This window comes from Lewinellaceae bacterium, assembly GCA_020636135.1.
Classification (GTDB): domain Bacteria; phylum Bacteroidota; class Bacteroidia; order Chitinophagales; family Saprospiraceae; genus JAGQXC01.
Genome location: JACJYK010000001.1, coordinates 3,211,343 through 3,232,338 on the forward strand (window position 1 = coordinate 3,211,343; position 20,996 = coordinate 3,232,338).

Genomic DNA, 20,996 nt, shown 5'->3' on the forward strand with positions numbered 1-20,996 from the left:
TAGAATAACCACTTGATCATTGAGTCAAAGCATCCCGGGGACATAACATGTATCTTCAGTCCATCACTTGGAAAACAGATGAAATCCAAATTTAATCTACTATTTTTTGCTGTCCACTTAGCCATCCCCTTTCAGGCCCTATCCCTGGAAGTAAATAAAGATTCATTATTCCAGGTATGGAATAATCCAGTAAATCCACCCAAAGTTCGGGTCGCCGCATTTTATCAACGATTTTACCCAATCACCGGCCAGGAAGTGCTCGATACCGAAGTCATGCGGTGGGTTCCGGGTATTTCAAAAGTCCAGGAGCTTGCTCTGCAAACCGGGCAGGTTAATTTATTACCTTTTTTCAAAGCATTGGAAGCAGGTGGATTAATGTTAATGCAGAACATACAAGCGGGTTGCGAAGCATCTAAAGAAGCCTTTCATCTTGCACTTGATCAGAATGATCGGGAAAGCCTAACCTGGGCATATCGCTTCCTTACCACCTTCTGCTATCAGACTTACAATATTATTACCAAAAATGATCTCAATGAGCTAGACCAATTGATTTTTAATAAAATACGGAAGACTGATGATGTAAATGAAAAAGTGCCATTACTAAACATCATAGCTCTTCATTTTTATTACGATAACAAATACCCGGAGGCACTATCCTTATACCAAAAAAATATCGAATATGCAGAAGCCAATAATATTGCTGATTCCGACTACGCAGAGGAATTATTAACTGTAGGAGGAATCCACAAACATCTACAAAATTTCCAGGAAGCCAAATCGTATTACCACAAGTCTAAAAAGGTGGCGTTGGAGATCAATAATCCACAACTGGAAATGAACGTTGACATGAATTTGGCAGAACTATTTACACTAATAAATGAAATTGATAGCGCACAACTGTACATAAATAATGTTTTCAAGGAGTATTCAAACATTCCGGAATGCCAACCCTGTATGGGCCGAGCCAAAACAATCAATGCTCAAATTCAGAACCTGAAGGGAAATTACTCCCAGGCTTTGACCAATCTGTTGCAATTAGAGTACCTATTTAATGAAAACAAACAGGACCCTTACGATATCGGTTATTATTATGCCGCTTTGGCCACCGCATATTTGGGGATGAAGCAGCCCAATAAGGCTCTTGAGGCAGCACGTAAAGGAATAGCACTTGTAGGTAAAAACAATGGCATTGCGCTGTTGAACAACACGAAAGTCCTACTAAGGGCTCAAGAAGCACTAGGCCAATACCAAACTGCTTTAACTGGTTACAAAAAATATTATCAACTCCTGGATTCCATATCCCAGATCCGAAACAGTCAGGAAGTTCTGCGCAAGGAATTAGCTTTCCAATTCGTAAAGCAACGACTGGATGACAGTTTACAATATGAACAGATAAGACATCAGAAGGAATTACTTTTTCAGTCCGAATTAAACAAGCAACGGCTAACTAAAAATATCCTCATTGGATTAGGCATTTTGTCTGCAATAATTGCGATAGGCCTCTACTACCGACTACGGTTTATACGAAGGACTCAAAAGGAATTAAAATTAAAAAACGAAATCATCGAGGCTGAAAAACAAAAAGCACAAACCAGTGAGCGAGCCAAACATCAATTTCTGGCCAATATGAGTCATGAGATTCGAACGCCAATGAATGCGATCAAAGGAATGACCGACATATTAATCCGTCGTACCCCGCGTAAGGATCAAAATGAGTATCTGCAAGTCATCAAACAATCTTCTGATTCACTTCTGGTGATCATTAATGACATTCTGGATATATCCAAAATAGAAGCCGGTAAGATCGAACTAAGCAAAGAACCTTTTTCTATTCAGGAGACCATCAATAACGTCCTGACAATCATGCAATTCAAAGCAGAGGAAAAAGGCTTGCAATTAAAAAAGAAATTACCTGAGGAAGCGCTTTTTGTAATGGGCGATGAAACAAAACTGAAGCAAATACTAATTAATCTGATCGGTAATGCCATCAAATTCACAAACACCGGACTGATTACAACCTCGGTTACCGCTCAATCAGAAGATGATATCGTAAAACTGCACTTTACCGTATCGGATACCGGGATTGGCATAGAAGAGGACCGGTTGGATAAAATCTTCAAGACGTTTGAACAAGCATACAGCGACACATCCCGCAAATTCGGTGGTACCGGCTTAGGCTTAAGTATCTCCAAGAAATTAGCTGAACTACACCATGGTTCAATGTGGGTGGAGAGTGAAAAAGACAAGGGAAGTGCATTTCATTTTATCATTCCTTATGAAATTGCGAAAGATCAAGCTTCTGCCCGTCAATCCGATTTCATTGGCTCGGAGTCCTCTGTCCGGGAGGCATTAAGGGACCTCCGTTTGCTACTGGTGGAAGACAATCAGTTTAATGCCATGGTCGCTAAAGAAGAGCTGGAAGATGCCATCGAGAACATTAAAATTGAAGTGGCAGAAAACGGCGCCATTGCCATTGAAAAATTCAAATTATCCAACTATGATATCATTTTAATGGATGTACAGATGCCAAAATTAAATGGCTATGAAGCGACTTCCAGAATCCGTGCATTCAGCAATGGCAAGTCAGCAATACCAATCATTGCAATGACCGCTAATGTGCTTAAGGAAGAAGTAGAACGATGTTACCAGGCCGGGATGGACGATTTCATCGGCAAACCTTTCAACACGGATGAACTCATTCAAAAAATATTTAAACTAACCTATTCCAAAAATCATGAAAAATTATAACCCAACGATATTTATAGTTGATGACGAACCCTTGCTTACCGAATTACTGGCAGATTATATCAAGGATCAAAACCAGGACTTTCACGTATTAACCTTTCCAACAGGAGAAGCATGCCTGACTCAGCTCGACCTAAACCCAAATCTGGTCATACTGGATTATTATTTAAACTCCAAAGAAAAAAATGCCGCCAATGGGATCGATATTTTACGAGAGATAAAACGTCGAAATAAAAATTTACCCGTAATCATGCTTTCCAGTCAAAAAAAATACGGAACCGCTTCCCAGACCATCATGTACGGCGCCGTTCATTACGTGATAAAAGGGCAAGATGCCTTTCAAGAGATCTTTCAACTCATAAAAGCGAATACATGACCATTGATTTAACATTTCTGAAAGACTTCACGAAAGGCGAGCCGGTGAAGATGAAACGATACATCACCTTGTATTTAACTGCCGCCCCGAAGACTTTCGAGGAAATGCAAAAGAGCATTCAGGATCAAGACTGGGAACAACTACGCATCTATGCACACTCCTTAAAACCGCAGGCTGATTTCATGGGTATCAAAACATTAAAAACTGAATTGACTGCTATCGAAGAAGCCGCAAAGGAAGGAGACACCTCCGGAATTTTAGAACATTACAATCTGGCTGAACGTATCCACGTCCTCTCGACGGATACCCTGAACGAAATCTTAAAAGAACTTTGATCCCATTGACTCAAATAAATATTCAAGGAACAAAGCCATGCATTGGCAACAGTTCTTGCATCTTTGCTCAGGTTTAAAGACCTTCAGTGCCATGATCAGACTCTATGCAGCTAAGGACAAGCCTGGAATCATTACCCTCCTCAGGCAGAACACCCCGGCTTATTTTGCCCCTTCCGAAGAAGCCGATTTTAAACATTACCTGGACTATGAACTGGAGGATTATTTTGTCTATGAGGAAGATGGCCGGATCGTCGGAGCCGGAGGGATCAATTATTTCCCGGAAGAAAAGATCGCGCGAATATCATGGGATATGGTCGACCCGGCAATGCAGGGCAAAGGCATCGGAAAAAAGTTAACGCAATTTCGGATAGAGCACATCCTCAAAGACCCCAGGATAGCGATAATCGTAGTGAGAACTTCTCAACTGGCCTACACATTCTATGAAAAAATGGGCTTTGAGGTGGTAAGCATTGAGCAGGATTATTGGGCCAAAAATTATCACCTGTACCAGATGCAAATGCCCATAACACAATCAAAATAAAAGGATGGAATTCAGTCCCAACAATCCGATCGTCAAGCGTTGCTTGCAAGGTATGGCCCAGGAAGACCAGGGTAACCCGGAAGAGGCTATCCGAATATTTCAAGTTGTCTGGAATGAAGCAACCAATGACTTTGAACGATTCCTGGCGGCATATTACATCGCCCGCCAGCAAAAAGATGCAATGCCGCAATTACAATGGCTCGAAACAGCAGTTCACCATGCATTGAAAACCAATAATTTAAGTGCCAACAGTGCATTGCCCAATTTATACCTGAAACTGGCTGCCTGCTGTGAGCATCTGGGCAAATTTGACCAAGCAGAAAATTATACATCCCTGGCTACAGCGGTAGCCGCCAATTTGTCCGATACCGGGCCTTTCTACCACGGAACCCGCGCCGACATGCAGATTGGTGATTTACTCACTGCCGGATACCGGTCTAACTACCAGAGCGACATCATCATGAATCACATTTATTTTACCGCACTGATCAACGGGGCCGGGCTGGCCGCGGCATTGGCAACCGGTGATGGACAGGAAAGAGTTTACATCGTGGAACCCACCGGAAAATTCGAAAACGATCCGAATGTGACCGACAAAAAATTTCCTGGCAACCCTACCCGCTCCTACCGGACCAGCGAACCGCTGAAAATCGTCGGCGAGATCAACGACTGGGTTCGAATTACGCCGGAAGAGCTGAAACACTGGCGCGAAAAACTGGCGAATAACCAGGGGAAAATTATCAATTAAAACAAGCATTTCTTACTGACGCTCGTTTCTCGGTCAGCATTACATAGTATGCTGAGTTTGTTGGAATTATTTTATTCTCCGAAAATTTGCGTTGAATTATTCCAATAAAACGAAAAACGGATCCTTCTTTATCCATCCATTCCTTGCAGATCTTTTGAGTACAAAGCAGGTTCGCCAGGCTTTTTCCAGTATCCATGACCATCGACATGAAGGATATTTTTTCGAAAAGGATACGGATTTTACAGCATCTATTGCCAGGCATGTTGCTCGTTTTGTTTGTCGTAAATGCTTCAGCCCAGCCAGAACCGTGTGATGTAAAAAATCCACAGATGACACCGACCTGCATAGAGGCTTGTATCATATGCAACATTGACGGCTTCACCGGCCGGCATGAAAGTGCGGTCCGGGGCACGCTGCCTGCCAATTTCTGCACCCACATCGTTCACAATGCGCAGTGGATTGCTTTTCAGGCCGCATCCACCAGCCTCAAGATCAAATTGACCGTAGGCAATTGCGTCACCGGCGACGGATTGGAGATGGGTATCTACAAGAGCATTGACTGTCAGTCCTTTAAACTCATCTCCAACTGCGAAGGAGAAGTCCGCGGCGGTCAGTCGGCCATCTTTACCATGACTGAACCGCTGGTAATCGGACAATACTATTACCTGGCGATGGATGGAAATAACGGCGACAACTGCAACTGGACATTTGAGGTTTTGGAAGGTTCCACCGCCGTGGATCCACTGACTGTCACGGCTCCCATCCAGGGTGTCGATCGTACCTGCCCGGATATCGATCAGGTGTTCACAACAGAACCAGAAACGGGCGCGGTGTTGTTCGATTGGACATTGAACGGCCAACCGGTGGGAGACCCTACCCTGCCATCGATCACCCTCAATTTTCCGCAGGAAGGGCTGTATAACCTGTGCGTTACGGCCCGTAATGCCTGCGACGAGGCAACGACTACCTGCAAAGAAATTCAGGTCGGCATTCCCACTCCGGACACCCTGCCCATCCTGTTGTGTACCGATGATTGTTTTGCGATTGGAGACACCCTTTTTTGCGAAGACGGGATACACACCTATTCCTTTCCTGGGGAGAATGGTTGCGATAGCGTGGTTATTGTAAACATCAGCAGAGTAAGACCAGCGGTAAAAGACCTGACGCTCACCATCTGTGAAGGTGATACGGTCTTTTTAGGGAACACACCTTATTACCAGGCTGGTTATTACCAGCAAATGCTCCAGAGTAGCGCCATGTGCGACAGCCTGATCAATCTGGATCTGGAAGTCATCCGCTGCAATATTCAGGTGGAATACAGCGTCGTTGACGTGAGCTGTTTTGGCGACCGGGACGGGGAAATCCGGTTTGAATTGACCAATGGTAACGCGCCTTTCACTTACATCTGGCAGCATTTACGCGAAGGCCTGACCGGGGAGGGTTCGATTAGTGCATTAAATACCGAAGAAATCATTTCGGGCCTTCCCCGGGGGACGGTAGCCATCAAAATAATGGATGCCCAGGGTAATCATCAGGTGCTCCTCATCGACATCGAAACGCCAGATCCTCTCCTGCTTTTTCCTGCTTTTTCGGATCATGATGGCTCGATGTTATCTTGCTATGGAGGTTCTGATGGCGTAATCTCAGTCACCATAGCCGGGGGTGCTTCGCCCTATCAGTATCTTTGGGATACGGGAGAGGAGTCGCCCACTGCGACCAATCTTGCTGCCGGCAATTGCGCGCTTACCGTAACCGATGCACAGGGCTGTCAATTGACCGAATCCTTTGAAGTTACCAGTCCACCTCCACTGGAAGCAACACTAAGTACCTCGGATGCGTCCTGCGATGGATACAATACCGGAAGCATTATCGTGCATAATGTGGAAGGCGGTACAGGGCCTTATCTTTTTTCATTGAATGGATCAGAATTTGCCTCAAAGAGCCGTTTTGATTCTCTTGCCGCCGGTATTTATGCGCTAATCATAAGGGATGACCAGGGCTGCAGCACGCAGACAGAGAGCGAGATCCGGGCGCCTATCATCCCTGAACTGACTGGCTTAACAAACTATGAAGTGCATTTAGGCGATGAGGTACAATTGGAAATTCAGTCCAGTACATCCGATCTGAGCATGATCCGGTGGGAGGGCGTTGATGAACTCAGTTGCAATTCCTGTCTGGAACCAGTGGTCAAACCACTGCAATCCGGCGCCTACCGGATTTGGGTTAGTTCCGCCGATCTCTGCAGGGATTCCCTGTCCCTTTATATTCAGGTTATTAAAAACCGGAATGTGTTTGCGCCGAACGTATTTTCGCCGAATTCTGACTCCAACAATGATTTTTTCACCTTATTCGGAAATAAAGAACTGGACTATTTCAATTTGTCGATTTATAACCGCTGGGGTGATAAACTATTCGGAAAAAACAACCTGGTCATCGGTAATGAACAAGATGGCTGGGATGGCACCCGTGCAGGCTTGCCGGTCGAAGCAGGTGTTTATGTCTGGGTAGCGGAATTGCATTTCATCGATGGAGAAACCGAAATACGCAAAGGAGATGTTTCGGTCGTGAAATAAAGTCTGCGATTGGAATTAATCAGAGCAACTAACTGTCGCAGCGAGGAGCTTGGCAAAGCGACGACGCTGTTCATGAGAGATTTGCAAAAATGGATTGCGTTGCTCGTCCTTAGGATTGAATGACAGCTTTGCTTGAGAAGCAAGTATGCCTGGAACATGGTGTTGGAAACCCTGCTTCCTGAACCTTAGAAACGATGATGGAGTCTTATCGCTTATGCTGCTTTGAAAGTAATAAGGGAACTCACGACGATTTGCGATGCAAATCTGTTCGGAATGACAGTTTTGCTAAGGGACAGGGGTATGGATTGCGTCGCTCGTTCCTCGCTCGCAATAACAATCCCCTGGTTGTCACAGCGAGGCATCTCGCAAAGTGCCGTAGCTGTCCGTGTGGGTTGTATTTAACCACAGTGTTACACAGAGTTTATAGTTACACAGAGTTTACACGAAGAGACGCGGAGTTAAATTTTTGCCCCGTTCAGCGATTGTCGTATAGAAATTAGTAAAAACCGCGCTCCTAGGGCTCTTAGGACACAGAGGCGAGCTGCGCTCTAAGCGGAGGCTTGTCGGTTTGTGCATAATGGATTGCAGCGCTCGTTCCTCGTCGCAATGACAATAGACTCCCTTAACACAATTTATTCCATTACCTCCTCTTGCATATAATTGATATATCAACTATATTTACATCAAATAACTTTATGACGGTCATCAATCCAAGCCAAACCGTATTCTATGCCATCGAGAAAGCCATCAAGGTGTACCGTCAATTTGCTCAAAAACGTATTGTAGCTCAGGGCATTGACATCACTGTAGATCAATTGCTGATCCTTCGCGCCATCCAGGATCACGAGGAGATCACGCAGAAGCAGATTGCCGACATGGTCTTTAAGGATTATGCCTCCGTAACCCGTATCATCGACCTGCTGGTGAAAAAAGAATACCTGGAGCGAAAGATGCACACGGTGGACCGGCGAAGATTTGACCTGACCATTACCGAAGCCGGAAATCAGGTATTAAACCACCTGGATGATACTGTCGACACCTATCGTAAAGACGCTCTAAACGGGATCTCAAAAAACGACGAGGAGTTATTAAAAAAATTATTGCAAAAAATCACCAATAACTGCCAAGGCTAAAAAAACATTCATACTAAACCTTTTTCTGTTCATTCATACTAAACCTTTTTTCGAAACCTCTAAAATGAAAATGATGATAAAACGATTGATTTTTTCTGGAATAGTACTATGCATGTTATTTGTGTCCAGAGCATCCGGACAGGGTAATTTACCGGTAATGGATCATGCTAAAATGCAAGCAGTGGTGGATTCCATTGGCGTCCTGCTGGTGGATAATTATGTGTTTCCCGATAAGGCCAAAGAAATGCAGTCCCTGATCGCCTCCAATCTGAAAGCCGGCAAATACGATAACCTTACGAACCCCAATGATTTTGCGGCAAGTATTACGGATGATCTGCAATCGGTGAATCATGATCTGCACATCCACCTTATGTATAATCCGCGTATGGTAGCAGAACTGAACATGGTCCACTCACCCAATGACTCTGCGCAAATTGTTAAACTCATAGAGCAGCGAGATGCCGACGACAACTACGGATTTGAGGAAGTAAAAATGTTATCCCACGGCGTAGGCTATCTCAAATTCAATGGGTTTTCCGGATCCCCGAATGCAGGAAAAGCAGCAGAGGCTGCCATGAACTTTCTGGGGAATGCCAAAGCGCTGATCATTGATCTCCGGCAAAACGGAGGAGGCAGCCCGAATATGATCCAGATCCTGAGCAGTTACCTGTATAATGGATCCCTGGTCCACCTGAATGACTTTTACTATCGTCCTGAAAACGCCACAGAACAACGCTGGACCCTACCCTATGTTCCGGGCAAACGCCTGGGGGATGCCGATGTTTATATCCTGACGAGCCGTGGCACATTCTCCGCTGCTGAAGAATTCACCTACAATCTTAAGAACCTGAAACGGGCGACCATTGTCGGCGAAACAACCGGAGGTGGTGCTCATCCGGGAGATGTTCTGCCCGCCAGTGATGAATTTGGCATTTTTGTACCCAACGGCCGGGCTATCAATCCAATTACCCACACCAACTGGGAAGGCACCGGCGTAGAACCGGACATCAAGGTGCCAGCGAATGATGCACTGTTGGAAGCACATTACCAGGCCGTGAAAAAATTGGCAGAGAAATATGAGCGCAATCCAGATAATCCCTATGACTGGACCCGGGAGCAATTACAGGTATTAAACCACCCCATTCCAATGAGTGAAACGGACTTAAAGACGTATGCCGGCTCATTTGGACCTCGTTCGATCATTCTGAAAGACAATCAATTGTTTTACCGTCGTGACCAGGGTGTCATCTATCCACTTGTTTACATGGGAAATGACCGCTTTCTTATCGAAGATCTACCCTATTTCAGGATTCATTTTATCCGTGATAATGGGGTCATCGTCGCCCTCGATGGTGAATACGATGATGGCCGTACCGATCGATCCGGCAAGACCATCCAGCCTTAAACGAATATTTCTTGATTAACCTGTTGAGGGGACCTATGTCAGGCATGGGGCCCCTTTTTTCATTGGTCCCTAAAAGCGACGACTGGTCCATCTTTTATGCATTTTGCCGGAGAGTTATTTAAATTGGAGGTTATTCGTTGCATTAATCCTTTGAAATGAAGAAACTATTGCTTGTACTTGCCGTCATTTCCTCATTATCACTTTACGGGCAGGATAAACCTTATTATTATGAAATTCCACCGGTACCCGAGACGTATACGGCGACTACGGCCGTTGCACGCATGGTGGATGGGTTAGGCTTTCGTTATTTCTGGGCAACTGAAGGCCTTCGTGATGAAGATCTGCAATTCAAACCATCTGCCGAAGCACGGACTTCCTTTGAGACCATTCAACACATCTATGGATTAACCTTTGTATTATTGAATACAGCACAGGGTAAGCCAACCGGTCCCAATGATGCCAATTTGACCACCTTTGCCGAATACCGCAACGCCACGCTGGAAAACATCCGGCAGGCCAGTGAAATCCTGAAGCAACCGGAGACCGACCTCGAAGACTTACCCATGGCCTTTCAGCGATCCGGCGGCACGAAAGAATACCCATTCTGGAATCTGATCAACGGTCCTATTTCCGACGCGCTCTGGCATGTCGGCCAGGTTGTGACCTTCCGCCGCTCCTCAGGCAATCCATTACCGGCCGGTGTCAATGTGCTGGAAGGAACGAAGAAGTGAATGGTTGGGCGCAGTTCGCCGAGTGGTATTCGCTTTTCAGTGTACGCTATTCGCTGTACGTAGTTAACTGTTCGTTGTTTGATGTTCGTTGTTTGATGTTTGTTGTTTCGCATTCGGACTATTCCTCTTAGTGCTTCTAAGTGCCCTAAGTGCCTTGGTGGTAAAATAGCTGTTTGCTGTTTGTTGTTTCACATTAGGACAATTCCTCTTTGTGCTCCTATGTGTCCTGTGTGCCTTAGTGGTAAAATAGCCGTTCGTTGTTTGCTGGCAACGGAAACACGTAATTACATAAACACGTCCACACGTTTCTTATCTTCCGGTAAATAATCCGGTATGATGGCACATCGTTCAATTATGTTTTTGTTAATGGTTATGCTGTCCAGTACGGCAAGCAAGGCACAGGATACCCTCTTGTTATACGACAATGTTCCTATGGACCATGGTCCGGCTCCACATCTGATCACCAACCTGGCACCACCGACAACAGCCACCGGCAGTGCGGTGATGATCTGCCCGGGAGGTGGCTATGCTCACCTGGCGATGGACCACGAGGGCAAACAGATCGCGCAATGGTTCAACTCACTGGGCATCCATGCCTTCATCCTGCAATACCGCCTGGGTAAGGACGATGGATCCGGATACAAGCACCCGGATATGCTCAACGACGCCCAGCGGGGAATGCGGATGATCCGTGCCAACGCTGCGGCCTGGGGTGTAGATCCCAACCGGATCGCTGTGATGGGCTTCTCCGCCGGAGGGCACCTGGCATCTACGCTGGGTACGCATTTTGATCGCGGAAACAAAAATGCACGTAACCTGATCGATCAGATGTCCTGCCGTCCGGATCTTATGATCTTATGTTATCCGGTGATCAGCCTGAACCAGCCGTGGACCCACATAGGCTCAAGAAATCACCTCCTGGGACCCAATCCGGACCCTGCTCTGGTGGCATCTCTATCAAATGAAACACAGGTCACAGCAGATACCCCACCGACATTTCTATTTCACACCGACGCCGATACGGGCGTACCCGCCGAAAATAGTGTCTATTTCTATCTGGCATTGCGAAAGGCCGGAGTGCCGGCAGAAATGCACATCTACCAACCCGGAAAACATGGCGTTGGTTTTGCCCCGCAGGATGCAGTCCTCAGTACCTGGAAGGAAAGACTCCGGGATTGGCTGATGGAGAATGGCTTTCTAAAATAATGTTGAAGGATGAATGCTTTATGGTGAATGTCGCTCAATATTCATTATCCCCCTGGCTCCTATCAAAGGGTTACCAAGGGGAATACTAAATATTATCCGATTTAAGATCTTAGATATTTGGCTGGATCCTCCCTAAGCTATGATGTTCTGATCTCCTGACGCTAAATATCTTTTTGGAATATCCGGTAGCGCTTATACACCGTTCCACCCAGCTTTTCATTTTCAGCGCGCATTTTGGTATTCGTCTCCAGTTCGAGATGGCTATCGATCAACTCCATGCCCGCTTTTTGACATTCACGCATGATTTCAATACCGAGAATGGTATTTAATCCGGTATTCCGGTAATCCTGACGGATGGCTCCGAGCAGTAAATCCAGCTGTTTTGTCTTTTTCTGGGCCCGCAGGATCTGGAATATACCAAAGGGTAGCACCCTGCCCCTGCATTTACGAATCCCTTCACTGATATCCGGCATGGCCAGAATAAATCCAACCACCTCCTTTTTCTCTTTTTCAATGACTTTTACAAACCGGGGATCCAGTACCGGCAAATATCGTCCAGCCAATTCATTCATCTCTTCATCTGTCAAAGGCGTGAAGGCATAAATTTCCTGGAAAGTCTCATTGACCAACTGGAATACCGGCTTGATGTAAGGCTTTAACTGAAGTTTATTTTTAAATTTCACCACCCGCAGATGTTGATTATTGCGCATGGCACGGTCGTAAATCCTGGTATAAAATTCCGGAATTTCTTTAGGCACATCCAATTTATAAACCACCAAATCCACCTTCTTACTGAAACCGGCCTTTTCCACAAAATCCACCAGGTATTCAAAATTAAACGTAGTAGCAATAACCGGCGAATATTCAAAACCTTCTACCATTAAGCCCTGTGGATCTTTGTCCGAAAATCCCAGCGGTCCGACGAATTTAGTCATGCCTTTTCCCCTGCCCCAATCCTCTACCGACCGTATCAGCAGTTCAGCGACACGATAATCATCGAAAGTTTCCAGACAAAAGAACCGGACCTCTTTCAGCTCCTCGGCAGCATTGTATTGATGATTGATTATTCCCATAATCCGGCCAACCACGTTATCACCCTGATAGGCAAGCAACAGGATGGTATCCGAGTGTGAAAAAGCTTTATTTTTCTTAGGATTGAAAAACACCCACTCATCCATATAAATAGGAGGCACCCAATTCTGGTGATTCCGGTGAATGATGGCAGGCAGATGAATAAAAGTCCGCAGTTCCTGTTTGTTACGGACTTCAGATATACGGATTTCCATTATTTCGTAAGTTTAAAGTGGTGTCTTGAAAGCAAGTCATATAGCCAGCCTGAAAACCAGTATATAACCGGTGTGAATAAAATACCTCCCAGAACATCTACCACATAATGAGCCCCGATGTAAACGGTCGATAAGATAAGCAACACTGCCGTTGGCACCACCAAATAAATCCATTTCCTGGCATATTTCATACACCCCCAAACCAGCATCAGGCAGATGCTTACATGAGAACTGGGGAACGCCCCGGTAGGACGCTCCGCCATACCCTGGATCAGCCGGATCACAGGCTCAAAAACATATCCCGCCGGCACCTGAATCAAATCATTATTGAAATAAAACTGAGGGCCAGCTACTGGAAAGAGCGAAAAGATGACGTAATAAATCAAAAGCGAATTGACAATAATAAAAGCAAAACGTTCACCAATCTCTTTATTAATGACCCAATAAATGTAGACCGGTAATCCAATGATCAACACATAGTATGAAAAGTAACCGAAAAACATAAGTTCCGAAAACAAGGTAGCACTGAAATGTTTTGAAAACTCAATAGAAGGTTGCCATCCAAAAAGATATTGATCCAATCCTGCAAAATATTGATCCAATAAATCGGAAAATACCAGCTTATGGAATAATGCCGATTCAGCATAAAAATAGGATAAGAAAAAAAATGGGGTGAATATTCTAAAAAATGAAATAAACCTGCTTTGCCTCATCAGGGTGTACCCAATAACCAGAAACAGAGCCAGCGCCCTAACGACAATCTGATCAATCCAGACATCCAGTTGGGTACGAAAGACCAGAATGATCAATGCTGAACCCAGCAGATAAGTCAAAAATACAACTTCGACCGGCTTGAGCGACTGCGTATCCTTAACCATATTCATTTGCACCAAACTATGAAGCAAACAAGTTAACGTCATTCATACAGAATCAATTTAATTGGTCCTGTTTTTCTGGTTTCAGCAACAAGTAACAGCATTAATGCATTTTCAAGCAGATGTTGCAGCACGGGCACAGTTCTAAGAAACAGGATTATGATTCTCGTTTTCAATTGATTATATCTACCAGCGCATCAAACTCATGCTGCTTCGACCGAAACCAATTCTGAAAATCATCTTGGGACTGCATCATCTTCTGCATGGTCTGCATGGCCTGTAAATGAGCCATATCTTGTTTTTGGAACATTTCTTTTCCGTGAGCCTGGCTTTGTTTAGCCATTTCTTCAAAGGTATCGGCAAAAAATTCCTGATCACAGGCGCCACCCAATTGCCGGCAAGTCATTCGTTTCATGTTTAAGGATTTGGAAAGAAATGAAAATGGTGTTTTAAGATCGGACTTTTTGGTTTACGATGGATCAGGGCAGGCATTTTTCTATTCCGGATTTTTCTATGCACATCAGGTGATTGGCGACATTAAATGCAAGTCCATTCACCTTACGCAGGTCCCTGCCCCACCAATTGGATTTCGCCAAAACCTGCTCCGTCAGCAAATGAACATCCTCGGCGCAATCGTCACAATCATCCCACACCAAATGCATAAATTTTAATACTTCATCTCCGTCTACCAATGGAATAGTTCTTCCCTGCCATTTACCCCGGTAAAAACGGATCAGGCATGCGAACGCAAACACCAACCTTTCCGGCAACCGGCCAGTGACCGCATAATAGTCGAGAAGCGAAGGAAGTACGCGAACCTGAAACTTAGAAACCGAGTTGAGAGAAATGCTCAAAAGCCGATGATTGATGGAGGGATTGCGAAATCGATCCAATATCGTGTCTGCATAGCGCTCCAATGGATCCGCAGGGCCACTCATCGAAGGTATGATCTCCTCAAAAAGTGCTTTTTGCACATAAGCACCCAGAACCGGATGCTCAATCGTTTCCCGTACGGTCTCAAGACCTGCCAAAAAGGCTACCGGAACCAGCGTAGTATGCGCCCCGTTCAGAATCCTTATTTTCTGTTTCCGGTAAGGCTGCAAATCATCTGTATAGACCACGTTGAGTCCGGTTTGATCCAGGGGCAATTCCTGGCGAACCCATTCCGGTGCTTCAATGGCCCACAAATGGTAAGGCTCTCCTTCGGTAACCATGACATCTTTATAACCGAGACTTTGCCATACGGAAGGCAGCCGGTCCTTCTGTATTCCCGGCACGATCCGGTCTACGAGGGTATTGCAAAATACATTGGAATCCTTGATCCACCTGATGAAGTTCCGGTCCAACCGCCAGGCGTCAGCCTGATCCAGAACGGCATAACGCAGGGCGTCTCCATTGGCCTCCAATAATTCACAGGGCAGAAAAATGCATCCTGCCGACGCGGCTCCGTTGAAATGCAGATAACGATGATATAGCCACCGGGTCAGTTTTGCCGGAAACTCATGCGGAGGTTGGTCATCAAAACGATCGTCACTGCTTAACCGGATACCACTTTCGGTGGTGTTGGATACAATGTAGCGGATGCCCGGCAATTCGGCTGTTGCCAGAAATTCATCCCAGGCCTGGTACACATGGATGATCCGGGTGACACAATCGATGCGTTCGGTATATTCCACCGGAGCGCCATTTTCAAATCCCCTGATACGCACATGGTAGAGTCCGTCCTGCTCCTGCCATTCCCGGTAATCTCCCCGGTCGGTTGTTTTCACCACTACAACTCCCATCGGCCTGGCCACCTGCAGATTATAGCGCTGCACGATCCAACCAATGAAACAACGCACAAAATTACCACCACCGAACTGCAGGATGCGTTCTGCAGGCACGGGTGCCTGAATGGTGGTCCTGTTCAATTGTTTGAGAATCGAGCTCACGTGTTATGGTGTTTGGTGTTTGATGACAGGTGTTTGGTGTTATGGTGTTATGGTTTTGTGGTTATATGGTTTTGTGTATGATGGTTGTTGTATGATGTTTGGAGTTTGATGTTTGGTGTTATGGTTTTGTGGTTTTGTGGTTGGTGGTTGGTGGTTGGTGTTTGGTGTTTGGTGGTTGATGTTTGGTGTTTGGTGTTTGGTGACTGGTGTTTGGTGTTATGGTTTTGTGGTTTTGTGGTGGAAGGTAAATGACACTGTTTTTCTTTAAAGCGAAACGCCTCGTTTCCAGGGGATGAAATCATCCTGACCCAACCGCTCGGCGTGGGGGATTGCATCTCCACTCGCAACTTTGATGATGTATTCAAGAAGCTCCCTCCCTTTGGATTCAATGGTATCTTCACCGGAAATGATTGTCCCCGCATTCACATCAATAATGTCCGCCATACGGTTAGCCAGGACGGTATTGCTGGCCATCTTTACCGTAGGCGCTATCGGGTTCCCGGTAGGGGTTCCCAGTCCGGTGGTAAAGACGATGATCGTGGCTCCAGATCCCACCATGGCTGTCGTTGATTCAACGTCATTACCCGGCGTACACAACAGGTTCAGGCCGGGTTTATAGATCTGTTCGGTATAATCCAATACATCGGTCACCGGTGATGTGCCTCCCTTCTTGGCTGCTCCGGCAGACTTCATGGCGTCAGTAATCAGACCGTCACGAATATTGCCAGGCGAAGGATTCATATCAAATCCCGAACCCACAGCCTTTGCCCGGCTGGAATAGGCCCGCATAATATCTTCAAATTTATGCGCCGTTCGGTCATCCACACACCGGTTGATCAGTTCCTGCTCTACCCCGTTAAGTTCCGGGAACTCTGACAGAACGGTGGTGGCTCCCAGTGCAACCAACAGGTCCGAAGCGTACCCCAAAGCCGGATTGGCTGAGATGCCGGAAAATCCATCTGACCCACCGCATTCCAGGCCCAGTGTCAATTTCGATAAAGGCGCAGGTTGGCGCTGGCATTTATTCGCTTCCATCAAACCCACAAAGGTGTGTTTAACCGCTTCGGCAATAAAATCACGTTCGGAAAGGCTTTTTTGCTGCTCCAGCATATACACGGGCTTACCTAATTCAGGTGCAAATTCCTGCAGTGCCTGTTCCATGAGCTGGTACTGGGCATTCTGACATCCAAGACTGAGAACGGTAGCACCAGCGACGTTGGCATTTGCCACATAGCCTGCCAGCAATCTCGTCAGTGCTTCTGCATCCTGGCGCGTGCCACCACAGCCTCCTTCATGGATTAGAAACTTGATCCCATCCACTTGTGGAAACAGGCGCTGACGAGCCAGATCTTCGGCTTCCCGGATGACGGGCGTTTGTAAGATGGTATCTGCAGTAGCCCCAGTGCGATAGAGTTGTACCAATGGATTGATGTCCACAGAAAACTCCTTGCCGCTGACATAACCCAGCTGGCTCAGCATCGCCTCACGAATCACCTTGACATTGCGGTTCTCGCAAAAAACCAACGGTATGACCAGCCAGTAATTCCGGGTCCCCACCTTGCCATCCTTTCGGTGGAATCCCTGAAATGTCTTCTCCGCAAAATCGGTGATATCCGGTACTGTCCAGCTCAGTTTTCTTTCCCCAACTGTGTAATCTCCGGAGTCGTGGGAGATATTCTGACGGCTGATGCGCGTTCCCGCCGGAATGCCGGACAGGGCTTTGCCCACCAGTACACCGTACATTATAATGGAGTCACCGGCCGCAAAGGTGCGCTCCGCAAATTTATGCTTTGCAGGGACATCCTCCGTCACCTGAAAAGTATCTCCAAGCAGCGTAACACTATCCCCGGCTTTCAGGTCCTGCAAGGCTACAATCACATTATCCTGGGGGTGCACTTTTAATATCGGACTATTCACTTTGTACTATTTCGGACAGTGACACGATTATTTACGCAACTCATGGATGAGATCCAGAGCTTCACGCACATTTTTTTCCAAACCTGCAAAATCACGATTTTTAATCACATGACCTGAGATCAGCTGGGAGCCCATACCCACGCAGGTTACCCCGGCATCGAACCAGGATTTAAGACTTTCACGGGTTGGTGCTACACCACCGGTAGGCATAACGCTGGTCCATGGTTGCGGGCCGAGAATAGCCTTAACAAATTCAGGTCCATAGGTCCCGCCCGGAAACAATTTGACGATTTCACAGCCCAGCTCTTCTGCCCGGCAAATCTCCGTCAAAGAGCCGCAACCCGGGGACCAGAGAACCTTTTTCCGGTTGCAAACGAGGGCAATATCCTCACGCAATACGGGCGTGACGACAAAATTAGCTCCCAGCTGCAAATACAGGGAAGCGGTGCCTGCATCCGTAACCGAGCCGACACCAAGGATCATTTCCGGTAATTCTTTAGCACAGTATTTATTGAGCTCGCCAAACACCTCATGGGCATAGTCACCGCGATTGGTAAATTCCAGCAGACGTGCACCTCCCTGGTAGCAAGCTTTTAAAATCTCTTTCCCCAATTCCACATCCGCATGGTAATAGAGGGGTACCATGCCATTGGAGGCCATGGTTTGCGCTACTTGTAAACGTGTGAAACGAGCCATGTTTTGAATTACGATTTAGGATTTGGAATACATTCTACATTCAACTTTCATCGCGATACCCGCCCGCTGGCATCCCCTTTCATGAGTTGCTGAACTTCTGCTACCGTAACCAGGTTGGCATCACCGTAGATCGAGTGCTTCAAACAGGAAGCGGCAACTGCAAAATTCAAAGCCTGCTGATCGTCCGGATAGGTTAGTAATCCATAGATCAGCCCCCCCATGAAGCTGTCACCACCGCCTACCCGGTCCACCATATGGGTGATGTTATAACTGGGTGCGGTCACCAGCTCTTTTCCATTGTATAAAACGCCGGTCCAGGTATTGTGCGATGCCGAAATGCTTCCGCGCAAGGTAATGATGGCTTTCTTGCATCTCGGGAACCGGGTCATTAGTTGCTGGCACACCGACTGATACGCCAGCGCATCCATGGAGTCTTCTTTGGTGACATCAACCCCTTCGGGATGGATGCCAAAGTGCTTCTCCGCATCTTCTTCATTTCCCAGGATCACATCACATCCCGCTACCAGCTCCGGCATAACCTCGGATGACTTCTTCCCGTACTTCCATAGGTTTTTCCGGTAATTGAGGTCCGTGGATACCGTCACTCCCAGCCGGTTGGCGGCTTGTATGGCTTCCAGCATTGCTTCCGCGGCGCCCTGTGATATCGCCGGGGTGATCCCGGTCCAGTGGAACCATTGTGCATCCCTGAATACCTCATCCCAGTCCACCATACCTTTGGAAATCGAGGCCATGCCGCTGTGCGCACGATCGTAGACCACCTTGCTTCCACGGGCCATGGCTCCCATTTCCAGGAAATAGATACCCATACGTTCACCACCTCTCAGAATATATTGTGTGCCTACCGAGCGTTTTTTCATTTCCATAATTGCGCACTCCCCGATCTCATTAGACGGAATACGGCTCACAAATTCAACCGGCAGGCCATAGTTGGCAAGGGATACTGCAACATTTGATTCACCGCCGCCATAGACGACATCGAAGGATGCAGCCTGGGAAAAACGCAAAAATCCCGGTGGGGTCAGGCGTAACATGATTTCACCAAAGGTGACGATTTTCTTCATAGAACTTTTGTATTATTCAAACTCAAAATATTGCTTCGCATTGTAATAACAAATATCACGGACCAGACTTCCCAACCATGGGGTGTCATTTGGCAATTCACCATTGTGGACATCGCGGCCGATCAAATTACACAGGATGCGGCGAAAGTATTCATGACGCGGAAAGGACAAAAAGCTGCGACTATCGGTCAGCATGCCGACGAAACAGCTCAATAACCCAATATTGGAAAGGGCATTGATTTGGCGTTCCATACCGTCTTTCTGGTCAAGGTACCACCAGCCGGACCCAAACTGCATTTTGCCCCGTACACTACCATCGTTGAAATTGCCGATCATGCTGGCCATGATTTCATTGTCTGCGGGGTTTAAATTGTACAATATGGTCTTTGCCAGTTTATTTTCATTATCCAGACGATTCAGAAAATGGGCCAGAGATCTTGCCTGCGGATAGTCCCCAATGCTGTCGAAGCCCGTATCGGGCCCCAATTCGCGCAACATGCGACTATTGGCATTGCGCAATGCTCCGAGGTGAAACTGCTGAACCCAGCCCTGGGTGGCATACATCTTGCCCAGTTCGAACAGCACACAGGACTGGTATTTTATGGCCTCCTCCCGGGTTATGAAAACTCCGATCTTTCTCTTTTGAAAAATTTCATTGACTTCCTTTTCCGTATAATCGGCAGCATAGATGTGTTCCAGTCCATGGTCCGAAAGTTTACAACCATTCCGGTTAAAATATTCAACCCGGATTTTCAATACATCCAGCAGATCTTCCAACGTCCCGATGGAACGATCTGCCACCGCCTCCAGTTTTGCGATGTAATCCAAGAATCCTTCCCGCTCGATCAACAGCGCTTTATCGGGACGAAATGCTGGCAGCATCCGGACTGGGCTCCCATCACGGTATACCTTTTGATGAAATGCAAGATCATCGATGGGGTCGTCCGTGGTACAGACCACTTCCACCTTCATTTTTTGCAGGAGAGACCGGGTCGAAAATTCCGGCGTGGCCAATAAGGCGGAGGTGTGATCGTAAATTCCCGGAGCTGAGCCTGAATTCAATAGTTCGTTCACCCCAAAGTATCTTTTGAGCTCCAGGTGGGTCCAGTGAAAAAGGGGATTGCGTGCGGTAAATGGCACGGCTTCAGCCCATTTTTGAAATTTTTCCTGGTCGCTGGCATCTCCGGTAATGAATCGTTCCGGAACACCAAGGGTCCGCATTGCCCGCCATTTGTAATGGTCTCCATAAAGCCAGATGACGGTGATGTTGTCAAAATTCTGATCACCGGCGATGTCACCGGGAGGGAGATGGTTGTGGTAATCAATGATCCCCATTTCCTTTGCATAATCGTGATACAAGACCTTGGCGGTCTGGTTTTCCAGCAGGAAATCCTCATCAAGAAATGGCTTCATTGG

18 protein-coding genes are annotated in these 20,996 nt (G+C 46.6%); 10 read left to right on the top strand and 8 right to left on the bottom strand.

Translation table 11 applies throughout. From position 1 onward, the window contains the following. Positions 1-78 precede the first annotated feature (78 nt). From H6570_12330 to H6570_12375, 10 genes are all read left to right on the top strand, one after another. On the top strand, positions 79-2,748 hold the full coding sequence (locus H6570_12330; GenBank protein ID MCB9320066.1) for a response regulator: 2,670 nt from the start codon (positions 79-81) through the stop codon (positions 2,746-2,748). After that, positions 2,735-3,121, top strand: a complete 387-nt coding sequence (locus H6570_12335) for a response regulator (GenBank protein ID MCB9320067.1) — start codon at positions 2,735-2,737, stop codon at positions 3,119-3,121. Before H6570_12330 ends, H6570_12335 begins: the two co-directional genes overlap by 14 nt. Then, the gene (locus H6570_12340) at positions 3,118-3,456 is read left to right on the top strand and encodes an Hpt domain-containing protein (GenBank protein ID MCB9320068.1); all 339 of its coding nucleotides are present in this window, start codon (positions 3,118-3,120) and stop codon (positions 3,454-3,456) included. Before H6570_12335 ends, H6570_12340 begins: the two co-directional genes overlap by 4 nt. 91 nt (positions 3,457-3,547) lie before the next feature. Next, positions 3,548-3,997, top strand: a complete 450-nt coding sequence (locus H6570_12345) for a GNAT family N-acetyltransferase (GenBank protein ID MCB9320069.1) — start codon at positions 3,548-3,550, stop codon at positions 3,995-3,997. A gap of 4 nt (positions 3,998-4,001) precedes the next feature. Next, positions 4,002-4,745 (top strand): NAD(+)--rifampin ADP-ribosyltransferase, encoded by a 744-nt coding sequence (gene arr / locus H6570_12350; protein MCB9320070.1) that lies wholly within the window; start codon positions 4,002-4,004, stop codon positions 4,743-4,745. A gap of 260 nt (positions 4,746-5,005) precedes the next feature. After that, positions 5,006-7,318, top strand: a complete 2,313-nt coding sequence (locus H6570_12355; GenBank protein MCB9320071.1) for a gliding motility-associated C-terminal domain-containing protein — start codon at positions 5,006-5,008, stop codon at positions 7,316-7,318. Between the two features lie 695 nt (positions 7,319-8,013). Continuing rightward, entirely contained in the window at positions 8,014-8,451 is a 438-nt protein-coding gene (locus tag H6570_12360; GenBank protein MCB9320072.1) for a MarR family transcriptional regulator, read from the top strand. Between the two features lie 64 nt (positions 8,452-8,515). Continuing rightward, a complete protein-coding gene (locus tag H6570_12365; GenBank protein MCB9320073.1) occupies positions 8,516-9,856 on the top strand; it encodes a S41 family peptidase in 1,341 nt (446 codons plus the stop codon). A gap of 155 nt (positions 9,857-10,011) precedes the next feature. After that, positions 10,012-10,587, top strand: a complete 576-nt coding sequence (locus H6570_12370; protein ID MCB9320074.1) for a hypothetical protein — start codon at positions 10,012-10,014, stop codon at positions 10,585-10,587. A 366-nt stretch (positions 10,588-10,953) separates the two neighbouring features. After that, a complete protein-coding gene (locus H6570_12375) occupies positions 10,954-11,793 on the top strand; it encodes an alpha/beta hydrolase (GenBank protein MCB9320075.1) in 840 nt (279 codons plus the stop codon). Positions 11,794-11,954: 161 nt separating this feature from the next. Here the strand turns inward: H6570_12375 and H6570_12380 are convergent, their stop codons facing one another. The 8 genes from H6570_12380 to uxaC all read right to left on the bottom strand — a co-directional run bounded on the left by H6570_12380 (position 11,955) and on the right by uxaC (position 20,993). Then, a complete protein-coding gene (locus H6570_12380; protein MCB9320076.1) occupies positions 11,955-13,079 on the bottom strand; it encodes a hypothetical protein in 1,125 nt (374 codons plus the stop codon). After that, entirely contained in the window at positions 13,079-13,963 is an 885-nt protein-coding gene (locus H6570_12385) for a phosphatase PAP2 family protein (GenBank protein ID MCB9320077.1), read from the bottom strand. Before H6570_12385 ends, H6570_12380 begins: the two co-directional genes overlap by 1 nt. A 163-nt stretch (positions 13,964-14,126) precedes the next feature. Further along, positions 14,127-14,369, bottom strand: a complete 243-nt coding sequence (locus H6570_12390) for a DUF1059 domain-containing protein (protein MCB9320078.1) — start codon at positions 14,367-14,369, stop codon at positions 14,127-14,129. Between the two features lie 64 nt (positions 14,370-14,433). After that, a complete protein-coding gene (locus H6570_12395) occupies positions 14,434-15,876 on the bottom strand; it encodes a tagaturonate reductase (GenBank protein MCB9320079.1) in 1,443 nt (480 codons plus the stop codon). Positions 15,877-16,149: 273 nt separating this feature from the next. After that, positions 16,150-17,802, bottom strand: coding sequence for an altronate dehydratase (locus H6570_12400; protein ID MCB9320080.1), 1,653 nt, complete (start codon positions 17,800-17,802; stop codon positions 16,150-16,152). 27 nt (positions 17,803-17,829) lie between these two features. Next, positions 17,830-18,498 (bottom strand): bifunctional 4-hydroxy-2-oxoglutarate aldolase/2-dehydro-3-deoxy-phosphogluconate aldolase, encoded by a 669-nt coding sequence (locus H6570_12405; GenBank protein MCB9320081.1) that lies wholly within the window; start codon positions 18,496-18,498, stop codon positions 17,830-17,832. Positions 18,499-18,545: 47 nt separating this feature from the next. After that, positions 18,546-19,580, bottom strand: a complete 1,035-nt coding sequence (locus H6570_12410) for a sugar kinase (GenBank protein ID MCB9320082.1) — start codon at positions 19,578-19,580, stop codon at positions 18,546-18,548. A gap of 12 nt (positions 19,581-19,592) precedes the next feature. Continuing rightward, positions 19,593-20,993, bottom strand: coding sequence for a glucuronate isomerase (uxaC, locus tag H6570_12415; GenBank protein ID MCB9320083.1), 1,401 nt, complete (start codon positions 20,991-20,993; stop codon positions 19,593-19,595). Positions 20,994-20,996 lie beyond the last annotated feature (3 nt).

Bases quoted from the DNA above. Each gene is read 5' to 3' on its own strand.
- H6570_12330 (MCB9320066.1), top strand. From the start codon at position 79: ATGAAATCCAAATTTAATCTACTATTTTTTGCTGTCCACTTAGCCATC.
- H6570_12335 (MCB9320067.1), top strand. From the start codon at position 2,735: ATGAAAAATTATAACCCAACGATATTTATAGTTGATGACGAACCCTTG.
- H6570_12340 (MCB9320068.1), top strand. From the start codon at position 3,118: ATGACCATTGATTTAACATTTCTGAAAGACTTCACGAAAGGCGAGCCG.
- H6570_12345 (MCB9320069.1), top strand. From the start codon at position 3,548: ATGATCAGACTCTATGCAGCTAAGGACAAGCCTGGAATCATTACCCTC.
- arr (MCB9320070.1), top strand. From the start codon at position 4,002: ATGGAATTCAGTCCCAACAATCCGATCGTCAAGCGTTGCTTGCAAGGT.
- H6570_12355 (MCB9320071.1), top strand. From the start codon at position 5,006: ATGTTGCTCGTTTTGTTTGTCGTAAATGCTTCAGCCCAGCCAGAACCG.
- H6570_12360 (MCB9320072.1), top strand. From the start codon at position 8,014: ATGACGGTCATCAATCCAAGCCAAACCGTATTCTATGCCATCGAGAAA.
- H6570_12365 (MCB9320073.1), top strand. From the start codon at position 8,516: ATGAAAATGATGATAAAACGATTGATTTTTTCTGGAATAGTACTATGC.
- H6570_12370 (MCB9320074.1), top strand. From the start codon at position 10,012: ATGAAGAAACTATTGCTTGTACTTGCCGTCATTTCCTCATTATCACTT.
- H6570_12375 (MCB9320075.1), top strand. From the start codon at position 10,954: ATGGTTATGCTGTCCAGTACGGCAAGCAAGGCACAGGATACCCTCTTG.
- H6570_12380 (MCB9320076.1), bottom strand. From the start codon at position 13,079: ATGGAAATCCGTATATCTGAAGTCCGTAACAAACAGGAACTGCGGACT.
- H6570_12385 (MCB9320077.1), bottom strand. From the start codon at position 13,963: ATGAATATGGTTAAGGATACGCAGTCGCTCAAGCCGGTCGAAGTTGTA.
- H6570_12390 (MCB9320078.1), bottom strand. From the start codon at position 14,369: ATGAAACGAATGACTTGCCGGCAATTGGGTGGCGCCTGTGATCAGGAA.
- H6570_12405 (MCB9320081.1), bottom strand. From the start codon at position 18,498: ATGGCTCGTTTCACACGTTTACAAGTAGCGCAAACCATGGCCTCCAAT.
- H6570_12410 (MCB9320082.1), bottom strand. From the start codon at position 19,580: ATGAAGAAAATCGTCACCTTTGGTGAAATCATGTTACGCCTGACCCCA.
- uxaC (MCB9320083.1), bottom strand. From the start codon at position 20,993: ATGAAGCCATTTCTTGATGAGGATTTCCTGCTGGAAAACCAGACCGCC.